Genomic DNA, 13,448 nt, shown 5'->3' with positions numbered 1-13,448 from the left:
GACCCAGGCGCACATCCCGGACACGACGAAGGGCCGGCCCGGGAGGAAACCCCCTCCTGAGCTGGCCCTTCTCTCTTGTGCCCCCGGCAGGATTCGAACCTGCGACACCCGCTTTAGGAGTGGGATTGGATCCTTGCCGGGGGGTGCTCGACGCTGCTATCTGGCACTTTTTCTCCTGGTCAGCGTCACGACCGCTGAGTGCTCGACCCTGCTTATGACGGCCCGTGCTGGACGGTCCGCTCACGCATCGCGCACGCACGAAGCCAGCAGCCTGAGGCAAGGTGCAGCACGAGTGTCGTCGAGAACGAGGCCAGACTGGCTCACTCAGGCGGGCGAGACGCCCGACCCTTCGGTACCAAGTTTTCTCAGCGACGGGTGAAAACTTCTCGGCGTCGCTCGAATCCTGGTTCAGCCGCCGCCTGTCGAAACTAACCAAGGATCGGCGGACGAACGGTGACTCACCTCGCGATCTTCTGATGATCTTGACCTTCATCGAGGGCCAGGAGGGGAGGGTGAGTCAGGTGGAGGACTGGGCTGAGATCCGTCGGCTGCCTGGGGCGAGGAGATGCCGCTCGCTGTAGCGGACGGCCGCAGGGCTAGCGAGCGTCGATGTAGCGGCTGGCCAGGTAGGCGAGACTCTCGAGGCATCCGCAGAGGAGGCTCCCGCGCCGCCGTGATGGCGACGCGGGAGACCACTCTTATGGCGTGGCCAAGGTTTCCGGCCGGCGGATCACTGCCGAGATGCCGCGGATACCCACTGCAGACCCGTTCTCGTGCCGACACGCGCCACCAATCCGCAGGGCACTGTCTTCGGGGCTCTGCGGGACCTGGGCGTGCTCGTCGTCCACGATCAGCTCGGCGAGGACCTGACCCTTCAAACGGTCTCCCCGAGCCGCGGAGACGGCGGTGTTGTCTTGGCAGCGGTCTGCCACGCGCCGCCAGCGGTCGGCGGAATCTGGATCACCGCTCCACATCCACAGACCTGCGGCGGCCCGTGCCACCAGGGCCATGAACTCGGTTCCGCCCACGTGGACCGAGCGTGCCTGCTTCGAGCCCGGCGACCCGGCCCACGCGTAGTCACCGATGACCGCTTCGAGGGGACCGTCCTTCCCATCGAAGATCAGGAGGCCAGCACCGCTACCTGTTGGCTCCTTGGCTGGTCTCACGAGATCTCGGCCCAGACGTTGCGCAGCGTGGTAGCCGATCCGGTTCAGTAGGTTGACGATGTCCTGCGGGGTGGTTCCCTCGTCTGTGTCGCCGTAGAGGACATCCACGCGCACCCCGCGCGACACCGCAGCCTGGATCGCGCCGCCGAGCTTCGACAGGCTCTCCACATTCACCGTGGGCGAGGCGATCAGGACGTGGTTCGCCGCTGTGGCCAGTGCTTCGGTGATCAGGAGTTGGTGGGACTCCTCACCGGACACCTCCGAGAACAAGGCTGCTTCGATCGATTGTTCCGTGAAATCGTCACCGCCGTTCCCGAACGGATCGGCTTCGTCCAACCAGGGGAAAGAGACGTCTGTCTGGGGGAGCGCTGGGGCCCCGACCGCGGAGGCCGGGGACCTCCGCCCCGTGAGGCTTAGGGGTGTCGGGCGGCGCGTTTGGCCAGTGGCGGGCGGCGCAGCCGGTACCAGGGGTGGTTCCTTCCCGACGGTCTGCGGCGTCGGCTGGAGGTTCGGGGCTGCCTCCAGTTCCTCCTGCTTGGTCTGTGCCACCCCCAGGATCTCGGCCGACAGAGCTTGGTGCCAGCCCCGGGGGAGCCCCGTGATGGCCCGGTCGGCGAGGTCGACGCGCACGGGGAGGTAGCGATCGACCGTCACGAGCCTGGGCCGTCCGATGCTACGCACCCACTCGCCGCTGGCTCGGGGCAGTAGCTTCTGGATCTGGGACTCGTCCAGCGCGTTGCGCACGATACGCAAGGGAGTAGACGGGTTGAGATCCGGTCGCGCCTCCTGCTTCGAGACGGTCAGCACTTCACCACGCCTAGCTAGCTGACCTGCCGTGCGATCGAAGACCAGCGTGCAGGGCGCGGCCGGAGCCACGACGACCGATGCCGGATCCTTCCCGGACGAGCACGCCTGCTGCCCTTCGTCGGTGAGTACGAAAGTAGCCTCCCGGCCGCTGGTGACGGCGACCCATCCTGCACCGACCAGGGTCACTACAGCTTCCACCATCAGCCGTTCGTGGACCCGGAAAGTCTCGCACAGCGAGGTGAGGGTCGCGCCCTGGTGGGGGGCGACACCGGCCCGTGCGGCAATCTCCTCCAGAACCCGCCGCTCCAGACGGCTGTATGGGCGGCCCCGGGCCACACTGAAGTTGACGCTGAACATGCTCACAGGTACGAGGACGATCACGAGTGCTCCCTGAGATCAGCCGGGATACGTACAGCCCTGCCGTCCAGGAACCATTCGTCGAGCAGGGTGATGATCTTCTTGAAGGACCACAGGGGCTGGGACTCGTCCTCGAGACGTACTGCCTGCACTTGGTGGAGGAAGAAGTCCCAGGACCCGACGAGGATCAGCAGGCGCTCCGCCCGCGAGAGGAGCACGTTCATCCGGCCTGGGTCGTCGAGGAACCCCAGGCCGTGGCCAATCTCCTTCTCGTTGTTGCGGACCAGGCTGATGGCGACGACGTCCGCCTGGTTGCCCTGGAAGGAGTCGACGGTGTGGGCGGGGAACCGGTTGCCGTCGATCGCTTCGGCTTTGAGGCCGAGCTGGACTTGTAGCCCGGCAGGCAGGGGAGTATCCCGCAACTGCCGGCTGAGCAGGCTCACCTGCCGGGAGTATGGAGCCAACACCGCGAGCTTGCCCTGACACCCGCCGTCCGGTCCCAGGGCCCGGAGGAAGTTGGCAAGCGCGCGAGCCTCTGCCGGATTGGTGTACTTCGACTGGCCGCTGTTCGGACCAACCTCATGAGTAGCGGCATCGTTGCGGCACCACGGCACGTCGAGCCAGACCAGGGCACAGTCACGGATACCGCTCGGGGTGCGGAAACCGTGACGCACTCGCTCGACTGGTTCGCCTTCCTTGTTCAGGGTGCGGTTCATCAGTCGCCCCTGGTAGTACGCCTCGGAGATCAACTGGCCGATGTCCGGGTGCATGCGATGCTGGCCGATCAACTGCCCCGCGGATGCCCCCTTCGCCTCAGTGTCAGTGACAAGGCGGTCCGCACCCGTGGCCACGGCGCAGTACTCGTACAGACGGTGGAAGGTTTTCAGCCATTCCTTGGCGTACTCGCGAAACTCGTCCCGGTCTCCCTGGCTGCGGCGCTCCCACGAGTCGAGCCATTCCTGATCGAGCATGCCGGACGCCCGGATTTTGAGGCGGCCAAGGGTGTGCGCCACCGGGTCCAGCTTGTCGATTCCTTTGTGGTAGTCCTCGTACCGGTAGGGATCCAGCTGCTTGTGGTCACCGATCAGCAGCCAGCGATGACCTGCCTGCAGTGGCAGCGCGAGGTCGAACGCGTGCGCCTTGCCCGCCTCCTCGACGATCGACCAGTCGAACGCCTGACCAGCGGCGAGGGCGACCAGGTCACCGGCGCTGGTGGTGCAGTACGTGAGGTTCGCGCCGCGTTTGACCAGCTCGACGAAGTCCGACGAACGGGGGCCAAGATCCCCCTGCTCCTGCATCATATTGATCTCACTGACCATGGCCTTCGCGTCCTCCAGCCAGGCGAGCTGCACCTCGCTGGGCGAACTCATGGCTTCAAGCTGGAAGATGCTGCGCTGGAGCACCTGCCTGGCCACGCCCTCAACACCGTCCTCCGGCAGGGTGGTCCCGGCTTTGTGCGGACCCCGCAGCCGGATTTGCAGCGGCCTTTCATCTTCGGGTACGCCCTGGAACGCCTCACCCACCTTCGACCTGAGTACGTCGACGGCTCCGTGGGCCTGGGCCGTGACCAGCACCTGGACGACGGGATCCTCCGTAACGATCTCGCGCAGCAGCCAGGCGACGAGGGTGGTCTTGCCCGTGCCGGGGGGCCCTTGTAGCGTGTAGATGGGCCGTACCCGGAGGATGTCCTCGATGCTGGCCCGTTTGGGCTCGTCGACCCGTTCGTGGTCGAGTTCGACGGGAAGCTCGGAGGCGCCTGTGTCCATGCGGACATGGCTCGGGGTGGCCAGCGAGCGCAGGAGGTACCCGTGCTGGTCGAGGGCGTCGATGGCCTTCTTACGACGCCGGAACAGACTGATCTGCCCAGGCATGCCGGCGCTGCGGAGGAATCCCTCCTTCTCCAGCTTCACCCGACCTTTGCTCAGGCCCGGGCGGCTGAGTGTGATGCACTCGGTCGCCTGGTCCATGGCGTCGACCTGCCATACGTTGCCGTCGTCGTCGGACTGGGGGTCCCGGGGCGGGAGCTTCAGGCGGGCTCCGTCGCGGGCTCCCGACAGGATGACCTTGCGATCGCTGCCCCTTACCTCCTTTTGCAGGAAATCGATCAAGTCCACGCGGAACGGCTCGAAGACTTCGTATCCTTCGGGGCGTGCGCGCTCCTTGACGACGGCCCACTCCACGCCGTCCTTCAGCCACGGGTCGCGGACGACTTCGTACGGGAAGATCTGTGAGTCGAGGAGGAGTAGTTCGATCTGGTTGCTCACGCGGACGAACTCGTGGAAGCGGCTGAGCTCGCGTGAGACCTGCGCACTGCGGTCGATTTTCGGTAGTGCGAGCTCCCACGTTGTGGCGTTCTGCGCGATCGTACGGTCGCGGGCCACCTCGTCCCTTGCGTAGGCGAACACGCGGCCAGGTGGGAGTTCGCGGAAGCTGTCGTCGCCCTCGCTGTAGAGCAGTGGCTGGGCGGACCGGCAGTCCGCGACCTGCCAACTGGACGTGCCGTCCTTCCCCCGGTGCGCTGTGATCTTCAGGCTGAGCCTGCCGCCAACGAGGATGAAGTATGGCCGGTTAGGGACGGCGTATAGAAGGGGCTTCTGCAGGTCCTGGCGGACGAACTCGCATGCCTCCTTGCGGTGGATCGGATCACCGGGGACAAAGGTCCCCATGGTGTCGAGGCGCAGGTGGTCACGCAGCCCGCTGTCCATCAGGTGATCGATGAACTCCGGCCGCCGCAGATCTAGGGCTAGGACGTATTGAGCGTCCTCCTGCTGGGTCCGCAGGGGGTTCGCCAGGGCCCGCGTGATGTCCTGGATCCGGCCGATGATGTCGTACGGCGCGGTCAGGCGCTCTAGCGGGTCTTCGGCGACAAGGTCAAGCAGCAGCTTGCGTTCGGCCTCAGTCAGCTCGTGCTTGGCGGTGTCGATGGTTTTGAGTACCCGTGCGTGACGCTCGGGCGGGGGATTGTTGGTGAAGCGTTCAAGGTCGAGGAGCAACCGCGCGCAGAGAATGCCGAAGGCGAACCAGTCGTCGTCCTGACGCCAGGCAGTCATGCCTCCGGCAGTGCGCTCCGGTGGGACCGGCCAGCCGTCAGGAGGCTGGGTCCCCACCGGACGGCCTAGTTTGACGGACCATTCAAATCCGCCGAGCCGAAGGGATTCAGCACCGAGGTCCTCGTCGAAGAAGAGAGAGTCGAGGTCCACGCCCCGGTGCAGGACCTGTCGCTCGTGCAGGAGGTTCAGCCCAGTAGCGACGCGCCGTAAACCGCTCCACAGCTGTTCGCGTGCGGCAGTCCCGCGGTTCGAGAGCCATGGGTAGCGGGCGCGGTGCTGCAACGCGTCGGCGACGCGCTTGTAGCCCGGTGCCTCCAGGACCATGACGAAGCACTGGTGGTCCCGGTCGAGGCCGGCGTCCTTGAGTACGACCAGTGCGTCGTCCGATCTCGGGCTGCTCGCGACCTTGTACAGGGTGCGCAGTTCCTGGTCCCACAGAGCGCGTTGCACCCGGTCAGGTTGCTCGCCCTCGTACGTCCATGTCTTGAGCAGGTACGTGTAGCCGTCGCTGAACGCCTCCCAGACCTGGGATTCGCCATCACCTGGATGTGGACCTCCGGTGATTTCGTACCTGTTCCGTAGAAGTAACGTCCCGACGGTGGGAGTTGTCATGCATCCACCTTCACGAGCTGGGGAGCGGGTGAGTAGACACCGCGACGGCGCGACTCGGCCGCACGGGTGAAATGTGATCGTACTCACGCTCGCTCACCGCTGTGGTCGGTTCCGAATATGCGCTCTTGTCAGTCTTGGTATCGACCTGGCGTGCTTGTACTGCTCTCGGCGCTGCCTGCCGCCTGCTGTGCTGACTGTCTGAAGCCTCAGCGGGCGGTGGGTTCATGTGCGGATGCAATGAGCAGGGGCTTCTTCGTGTGCGGGGTGTGATCCTCCTCAAGGTCACCTCCCAGGCTCTGCGCCGCGGCAGCCTCGACCCCGTCGCGATCACCCGCATCGCCCTCGTCCTGCTCCGACTTGAACACGAGCCAACCACCTGAACGAAGATCACGAACCGTCGCGAGACGTTACCGAGAAGGGTTCACTAAGCTGGCTATCTGTGCGGGACCAGGTGCGGCGGAGCTCGGTCATCTCGGCTCGTCCTCGGGGCCCCATGGCAACGCCCGGATGGCGGTGACGGTGAGATGCCGGCAACGGATGCGCTCGTCCAACCACTTCGCTGTCTCGGGTTGTTCCAGAACCTTGAGCAGTTCCCGGCAGCGATCGATACCTGCGGACTTGGGGCTGGCCACGATCAGATGGTTGTCCACGGCCACGGGCTTGTCGCCGACCACGAGCACCCCTGCCCCTCTGCTCCCGCCCTTACTGCCCTGACCGGGGCGTGAGGTACGACGCATGACGACGAAGGGAGGCGCGATCAGCCGCTTGGGAAAGTTCCGGACACGTTCAGGTAGACCCATCTCACCCTCAGCGGGAAGATCCCGGGCGGTGAGGTAAGGGACCTGCGGCCCTGTTCGAGGGTCACGGTTGTCGACGACGGGCCCGACCCGGATGTCGAAGAGATCCTCCAGTGTCCGCCCTGTGGCTGCCTGCGGCTCCGGCCACCAGGAGACTTCCCCCGAATGCCCCCGGTGGCGTCGTACGGCGGAGAGCAGGAAGACGTCCACATCGGTGTGAATGTCGAACATGCCGTGCGGCTTGATCTGCTCCACTGTGAGCAGTCCGGCTAGCTCCTCGCGCCACGCACGGTACCTACTTCCGCTGCGCAGCACATCGGGCAGGACCGCCGTGAGCCTGCCACCGCCGCGCAGCGCCGCTGCTGCCGCGGCGGTGAACGTCGCCGCCAGGGAGGTGCTGCCGGAGGACCAACGGCACGAGGGAGCTACTTCGGCCATAACGTAGGGCGGGTTGAGCAGGATGTGGCCGCGGAACCGCGCCGAGGTTCCACGGGTTTGCAGCTCCTGCAAACCGTTTCCCACTTGGAGCAGCGGAAACGCCCCGGCTACTCGGTCTGGTGCGATCGGAGCATCACTTCCGGCCTGCCGGTGCCGCTCCAACAGAGCGAGAACCAGCCGCATCCGGGCCGCCGAGACGTACGGCTCCTGTAGGTCGTGGCCGCGCAGTCGCCTGCTCCAGTCGGTTAGGGTTCTGGCAGGCGTTGCTGCTAGAGGCAGTCGGGCGGCGGCGGCGAGCAGTAGGTCACCGGCGCCGCAAGTAGGATCCCAGTACGTCCGCGTGTCCGGCTGGATACCGATCGGCAGCAACAACTGCTCGAAAGCTTCGCGAACCGCACCGGTGGTGAAGAAGGACCCAGTATCCCGTCGGACCTGCCTGGGCACGAGCGTCCGCAACATCGACGCGGCCTGGCCGTTGAGCGCCGCATGGACGTCGTCGGCGATCCGCTCCCAGCGGCCACGCGACGCCTCGGCAGCCAGCAGCCCGAGCTGACGGGCGTAGGTGTCGTACGGCACGGCTCCCACAGCGCTCCCCCTCCTCGTGATCCAGGAGGTGAAGTTCCGGGAATCAGTGTGCTTCAACGCTCCAAGGTCAACAGCATTCTGCAGCAGGATGAAGGATGGCGACAGCCGATCGGTCCTCCTGCTGCTACCGGCCTGATGAGGACCCTACGTCTTGGGTGCCTTTGAAGACCTGGGCCGCGTCACCGCGCGTACGGCGGAACGTTGGCGCGGCAGCGGCAGCATGACGCGACACTGCGCCGAGTCCACCGACATAGTCACGAAATCACGATGATTCTTCAACGGCGGGTCGAAGGACAACTCACCGGCGTCCGCGGTGACAGAGATTGTTCCAGCGCAACAGCGCCCGCCGTCCCGACCGGCAGCGGGCCGCTCGGCCAGGTGGTGACCCGTAACCCGCTGGTCCCTGTCGTGGCACTGAGCGGACAGCTGCGTGCAGGCGACATGCGCCTCGGGGGCAGCCTCCCGGACGCCGGCCAGAATCTCCTCGTGGGGGTTTCGGGGCCGAAGCCCTCCACCGATGGAGAAGATCACAAGATCCGGTGAGACCAGCTGCGTGAGCGTTCTGGCGAACTCTCGTGGCGCACGGCTGCTCCCGGGCAGGCCGCCGTGATGCGGGAAGACCAGGACCGGTGCCGACAATTCCTGCTTGGAACCCACGATGTGCGCCAGCCCGGCAGCATCGACGTCAGCCGCGAGCAGGGCGACCGGCTGCTCGTCCAGGTGGACTCGGATCACCACGGACGTTGAATTGCTGGTCAAGGGGCCGTGCTGGGACGGCTGACTCGCACTGCCGCCGATCACCATGGTGAAGTCTGGGTGCAGCACCTCAAGCCTGGCCCGCCCGCAGCGAAGCACTTGGCCTGTCTCAGTGGTGATCATCTGCTGACCGTCCAACCCGCCCCGACGCTTGCGCATCTTGACGGCCATCTGTAGGCGCTTCCAGATCTCTGTGTCCTTGCGCCAGTCCGGATTGATCCAGACGGTGCCGATGGTGAACGCGTCATCGAGCAGGAGAGCAGGCGATCCGCCGATGTGGTCCTCATCTCCGTGGGAGAGCACCAAGTGGACCATCCTTGTGACTTTCCGACGCTCCAGCTCCGCCTGCGGAACCGTGCTTGAACGCCCGGCGTCGATGACCGCGCACAGGGCTCCGTCATGGACCACTGCCGAGTTGCCGTGCCCCACATCGAGGATGGTGATGCCGAGAGAGTCAGTGCCGTTGCCCGGTACGTGACCACCGACGGTGGGATTGTCACTCACGCGGACATCCACTCGCTCGGCTGATCGGGCGACAGCACGATATTGCGGTAGTAGAGATCCTCGGGCTTCTGTGCGTAGCAGTTGACCTCAGCCTCCAACCACTGTCCGACCAGGCTCTCGGGTCGTAGGCCGGTTGCCTCCACGATCGGATCCAACGGCATCCAGATCGGAAGCTTGATGTCCCACCCGACGACAACAACCCGGGCCCGACGTACCTCCCCCTTGGGCTCGACTCCGAGTACCTCGATCGGGGTCGGGAAGGCGCGGCGTTCGCGGGCGAAGTCTCCGTTCAACTCAGCAACCGCGCAGGCCATGGCCGGCAAGATCTCCTCGTCGAGATCAGACTTCCCGACCACTTGGGGGATGCCCATACGCCAGCGGCTGATCGAGCCCTGTTGAGCAGTGTTGATATGGCTACTGATCAACACGGCCGGCAGCGGGGCAGAGGTCTGCAGGTTGGCCTTGCTGACTACTTCGGCCCCAGTAAAGCCGACCCGGCCATGACCGCTCAGTACGTGGTCGCAGATGAAGGCGTCGTACTGCCCGATCAGGGACGCCAGGAAGGCGTCCGCATCCGAGTCCGGATCGAACTCGGTGATGATGGTGGTCTGGTACCCGGCGTCCTTGAGCCGGTTCTCCACCGCCATTGCGTCTCCTCGGTCGTCGTCAGCGATAACGACCGAGGCCCCCCTGGATAGCGTTAGCACTCCCTTACAGCCCCCATCAGTCGAACTGCCCAACGCCAGCGACCGCACCCGTCTGAGCCGGCAGTTGCACCAGGATACGCGCTCCGCCCAACTCCCCCTTCCTGCGTGCCTCCTGTCGCCCCTTCAGGTCCCCGACGATGTCGCGGACAATGGTGAGGCCGAGCCCAGTGCCGTTGTCAAAGGTCGTCTTGCCAGGCAACCAGATCGACTTCAGCGCGATGCCGACGATGCCGGGCCCCGAGTCGTCAACGCAGAGCACAACGTTATGGCCAGTCGCGTCCTCCCGGGCCACTAGTCGAGTCTGGATGCGGATGATGCGCTCGGGTCCCATCGGGACATCTGTACGGGTGAACGCATGGGCGGCGTTGGCCAGCAGGTTGGACAGGACGGACTCGATGTCGGCCGTTGTGGTGCGGACCATCGCGTTCCCGGCCTGCAGATCGAAGAGGACCTTGATGTTCCGCTCATCGAGGTAGCCCTCGAACAGCTTCACCACCGAACGACAGGTGGCATCGATGTCGATATCCCCGACCTCGCGCTTGCCCTTCTCCAGCAGGCTGAGCGGGAGCCGGGCGAAGGTCTCCAGGGTCTTCGCACTGTCGATAGAGGACTCGATGGGGCTCTTGAACGACTCCTGGTACACCTCAGCGCTCACACGTGGTTCGATCCTGCGCCGCAGGGTCTTCAGCTCACTACCGATCCTTGCAGCCGGACGAAGTGCTTCATGAGCGAAGACCGCAGTACTTGTCCCGACCGTGGCCAGAGACCGGTAAAGCAGCAGGTCCTCGCGAAGGGCTTCGATCTCCTGCTTCTGGATGTCGACGACACGGGTCGCGCTGTCGGCGAGTGACTGCAAAGTGGCCTGGTCGCTGGGAGCACCGATGGGAAGCATCCCCTCATCGGGAGGTGCTATGGCGGCGAGGATCTGCTGGAAACGGGCTCCGGCTTCCTCCGCCTCGTCATGGGCTTTGGTCGCAGCTCCCACCCGGGCCTGCTCACGCTTACCGAGACGCTGGTCAGCGGCCCAGTCCATGGCGCACTTGGCGAACTCCTGCAGCTGGCTGAACTGGAACGTCTCGACAAAGCCGCTTCGGTCGGTCTTAGGGCGCAGCACGTCGTTCTCGTCGGCAACAAGAAGTCGGCCCAGCGCAGTAGCCGTGGACGGCCGCAACTCGGGGTTGCCGGCGCGGCGAAGGTTGATGTTCAGCCAGTCATTTCCCTTGTCGCCATAGGGCTGTACCCGCAGCTTCCGGTGGTAGAGATGAACCCCGCCGACCTGTCGAAGCCAGTCGCGGATCTCCCGCGTTGGCTGCTCAGCCAGCCTGACCTCCTTCTTGGTTGCCGAAGGATTGAGGTTGAACATCCAGAGCTCGAGGGTCGCCGCAGGTGCGTCGAAAGCCATCGGCGGAGTCGGGTTCTTCTTCTTGCGACGGGTTCCCTGGCGATGACCCACTTCCGTGTGACCACCCGTGAATTCCGGTTCGTCACGCCAGTTATACAGCGTCGCCGATGCCTGCCCGTCGCCGTCAAGTTCCGCTACGAGCCGATATTCAAAGTGCCGCAGCAGTTTGGAGTTCACCAACCGTGAGAGCTCCGCGAACTCCGGTGCGTCGCACTCCACTTGAAAGGCCGTGCTGTCAGCGAACGGCCCGCTGAGTAGCAGCAGCGATCGTGCCAGTTGCTCCGCCGCATGCGGGGAGATGCTGTGCCGGAGACCCGTGACAGCGACTGTGGTTCCCTGTCGCCATTCGGCCGGACCGTCGGAGGCTGCCGGGTCAAATTCCCGGGTCTCTATCCGCAGGGGCACATCCTCGACAGCCTGTGCGGCGTCGATTCGATCCCAGTCAATGCTCAGGACATGCTCGATACCGGGCTCGGTCCGGGATCGCGTGGTCACCGTCATCGTGGTACCGAGCCGTAGCGCGGCGAGTCGACCGAGCCCCTTCTCGCCAACCTTGCGCCTCCGGAGGCGGGAGTGTGTGGATGATGCCTTGCCGGACTTGCCGATCAGCAGGAAGCCTGACGCTAGTTCTGCCTCCGTCATCCCGTCGCCATCGTCGGAAACGGTCAGCGTGCCGCCAGCTTTGGAAGCGCCACTCAGCTTGATCGTGCACAGTTCCGCGTCAGCATCGTAGGCATTGCGGACCAGCTCCATGATCCCCAAATCAGGGTGCGGAACCAGCTCTTCTCCGAGACGGGCAAGGATCTCTGGGGCGAAGCGGAGTCGATGGTCGATCAAGCGAGCCTCCCCGGTATAAACGATGCTGGGGCCAGTCCACCACCCCTTGCCCGCATGGTATCCGGGCGAGCAGGAGTTGATGGCGTACGAGCAGTGAGCCGACGATGCATCCCTTGATGCCGCTTTGGCCTCACCAGCGCCGTAAGTGCCGGGTGGCCACCGAGCCGTCCCCGCACGCTCCGGAGTGGGAAGCCCGCAGGAGCATGCCAATGACGTCCCGCGGTTCGGTACAGAGCCGTGGACGCCGCGTTCCCGTGGTCCGCCAGCGGACCACGGGCCGGGCCTCGCTAGCGCGGCTGCCAGCCTCAAAGCTACGCGAAGGCTAGTCCTCGGAAAGTGTTGCGGATGTCGGTCAGCGGCGCGCGGTCGCGGGTGTAGTAGAGCTTGTTGGTCAGGAGCACGGCCCAGCGGTCCTGGGCCGGGGAGATCCACATGCCTGTTCCGGTGAAGCCGTAGTGGACCCAGGCGTCCTCGTCGGCGGTGGTCCCGGGAGCGGGGTGCCAGAACAGGCCACGAGCAGGCTGGAGCTGTCCTGTCAGGATTGTCAGGGAGCTGCCGATCCACTCGCTTCCGAAACCAGCCCGGAACCGGGAAGCGGCAGGGGCGAGCATGTACCGGAGGAAGGCGGCGAGGTCGTCGAGGACGGTGAAGACGCCGGCGATGCCGCAGACACCGTCCAGGAGGCGGGCCGAGAAGTCGTGGGCGACTCCCTTGAGGTGGGTGTCGGTGTCCTGGTCGAGTTCAGTGGGCGCGCAGCGCGCGGCGAGGTTGGCGGGCAGGGCGCCGAAGCGGGTGGAGGCCATGCCCAGTGGGAGCCAGGTGCGGGTGGTGGCCAGTTGGTCCAAGGGCTGGCCGGAGAGGTGTTCGGCGAGGTAGCCCAGGATGAGGGCAGCCCGGTCGGTGTACTCGACGGCTTCTCCGGGCGTCCGATGAAGTTGTTCTTGGAGGACGCCTCGGCGGATCTCGTAGGGGTCGGTGCCGTAGAGGTTCTTCAGCTGCGCCCGCAGTGGGACGCCGGCGGTGTGCGTCAGCAGCTGCTGGGCGGTGACGGCTCCGAGCGGGTGCCCGGTGACCTCCTGCCAGAAGGTGCCGAGCGGCTGGTCGAGAACGAGGGTGCCGTCCTCCCACAGAGCGCCGATGGACGACCAGACAGCCAGGATCTTGGTGAGGCTGGCGGCGTCGAAGACGGTGTCGATGCGCATCGGCACGTCCGGCTCGTCGGGGTCGAGGACGCCGGTGGTGCCCTGGGCGAGGGTGCCGGTGGCGTCGCCGAAGGCCCACACAGCGCCCGGGTACACCTTGTCGCGGACCCCCTCGTCGAGCAGGGCTTCGATGCGGTCGCGGTCGTACGTCATGGTCTCCCTCTTCGCCGGGGTATCCCGTCGGTCAGCGTAGTGACGTTCGCGGAGCGGTTCGGGTAGTGACGTGTC

7 protein-coding genes and 1 pseudogene are annotated in these 13,448 nt (G+C 65.5%); 1 reads left to right on the top strand and 7 read right to left on the bottom strand.

All coding sequences use genetic code 11. From position 1 onward, the window contains the following. Positions 1–698: 698 nt before the first annotated feature. Both ACP4J0_RS01160 and ACP4J0_RS01155 read right to left on the bottom strand, forming a co-directional pair. The gene (locus ACP4J0_RS01160; protein WP_426596693.1) at positions 699–2,354 is read right to left on the bottom strand and encodes a hypothetical protein; all 1,656 of its coding nucleotides are present in this window, start codon (positions 2,352–2,354) and stop codon (positions 699–701) included. Further along, complete coding sequence (locus ACP4J0_RS01155; protein WP_426596692.1) at positions 2,351–5,992, bottom strand: AAA domain-containing protein; 3,642 nt, start codon at positions 5,990–5,992, stop codon at positions 2,351–2,353. Before ACP4J0_RS01155 ends, ACP4J0_RS01160 begins: the two co-directional genes overlap by 4 nt. 272 nt (positions 5,993–6,264) lie before the next feature. Here ACP4J0_RS01155 and ACP4J0_RS01150 point away from each other — a divergent pair. Next, positions 6,265–6,372: pseudogene (locus ACP4J0_RS01150) on the top strand (IS5/IS1182 family transposase); the annotation flags it as partial. An 87-nt stretch (positions 6,373–6,459) separates the two neighbouring features. On the opposite strand, the gene ACP4J0_RS01145 reads toward ACP4J0_RS01150, so the two are convergent. The 5 genes from ACP4J0_RS01145 to ACP4J0_RS01125 all read right to left on the bottom strand — a co-directional run bounded on the left by ACP4J0_RS01145 (position 6,460) and on the right by ACP4J0_RS01125 (position 13,373). Continuing rightward, on the bottom strand, positions 6,460–7,803 hold the full coding sequence (locus tag ACP4J0_RS01145; RefSeq protein WP_426596691.1) for a hypothetical protein: 1,344 nt from the start codon (positions 7,801–7,803) through the stop codon (positions 6,460–6,462). A gap of 153 nt (positions 7,804–7,956) precedes the next feature. Further along, positions 7,957–9,072, bottom strand: coding sequence for a ComEC/Rec2 family competence protein (locus tag ACP4J0_RS01140; protein WP_426596690.1), 1,116 nt, complete (start codon positions 9,070–9,072; stop codon positions 7,957–7,959). Beyond that, positions 9,069–9,719, bottom strand: coding sequence for a response regulator (locus ACP4J0_RS01135; protein ID WP_426596689.1), 651 nt, complete (start codon positions 9,717–9,719; stop codon positions 9,069–9,071). Before ACP4J0_RS01135 ends, ACP4J0_RS01140 begins: the two co-directional genes overlap by 4 nt. A gap of 76 nt (positions 9,720–9,795) precedes the next feature. Then, positions 9,796–12,018, bottom strand: a complete 2,223-nt coding sequence (locus ACP4J0_RS01130; protein ID WP_426596688.1) for an ATP-binding protein — start codon at positions 12,016–12,018, stop codon at positions 9,796–9,798. Between the two features lie 311 nt (positions 12,019–12,329). Continuing rightward, positions 12,330–13,373 (bottom strand): serine hydrolase domain-containing protein, encoded by a 1,044-nt coding sequence (locus ACP4J0_RS01125; protein ID WP_426596687.1) that lies wholly within the window; start codon positions 13,371–13,373, stop codon positions 12,330–12,332. Between the last annotated feature and the right edge of the window lie 75 nt (positions 13,374–13,448).

Origin of the sequence: Streptomyces sp. WG7 (assembly GCF_049975785.1) — a bacterium.
In the GTDB taxonomy this organism is placed as follows: domain Bacteria; phylum Actinomycetota; class Actinomycetes; order Streptomycetales; family Streptomycetaceae; genus Streptomyces.
Note: the sequence above shows the minus strand (reverse complement) of the source record. Positions and strands in the feature narration are given on the sequence as shown.